At 64.3% G+C, this 765-nt stretch carries 1 pseudogene; it reads right to left on the bottom strand.

The window, feature by feature from the left end:
- Positions 1–15: 15 nt before the first annotated feature.
- Positions 16–624: pseudogene (locus AB4097_RS21490) on the bottom strand (IS630 family transposase); the annotation flags it as partial.
- Positions 625–765: the final 141 nt, after the last annotated feature.

Raw genomic sequence — 765 nt, 5'->3', positions numbered from 1 at the left:
TAGAGCGGATTCGATTTAGGTGAACTCGTATCCGCAGTTGCTGAGATAGTTCTGACACTCGTCCGCCGGGAAGCGATCGAGCATTTCTCCGATGGTCGTCCAGAGTGCCTCCTTGGTGCGCGCCGCTGCCTGGCGCAACAGCGCCTTGAGCTTGGCAAACACCTGCTCGATCGGGTTCAGGTCCGGCGAGTACGGCGGCAGGTACAGCAGGCTCGCGCCGGCGGCTTGGATCCTCTCTCGGACACCGGCGACCTTGTGAGCCGCAAGGTTGTCGAGCACGACCACATCACCGGGCGACAACTCCGGGATCAGTACCTGCTCGACATAGGCGCGAAACACCTCACCCGTCATGGGACCGTCCAGCACCATCGGAGCAATGAGGCCGCTGGCGCGCAGGCCGGCCACGAAGGTGGTGATCTTCCAATGCCCCCACGGCGTGGCATCCACCAGACGTTCGCCTCTGGGACAGCGCCCGTAGCAGCGCACCATGTTGGTGGATGTGCCAGTCTCGTCCAGGAAGACAAAGCGAGCCGGATCCATGTAGCGCTGCCACACGCGCCAGTGCCGTCGCTCGCGCGCCACATCGGGGCGGTCCTGCTCGGCGGCTCTCAGGCTCTTTTTTTCTAGGACGGCAAAGCTAGCTGGCAGACCTGCTGTTCGAGAGCCGCCAGGTAGGCAGCGGGATCGTGTCGAAAGCGGGTGCGCAGGGTTCGCGCGCGGCGGCCTCTCTCCAGACGCTGGCGCAAACTCCTCCAGTGCTCCCGG

Origin of the sequence: Microvirga sp. 2MCAF35, assembly GCF_052115545.1 — a bacterium.
Lineage (GTDB): Bacteria > Pseudomonadota > Alphaproteobacteria > Rhizobiales > Beijerinckiaceae > Microvirga.
This window is presented reverse-complemented; position numbering and strand designations above follow the sequence as displayed.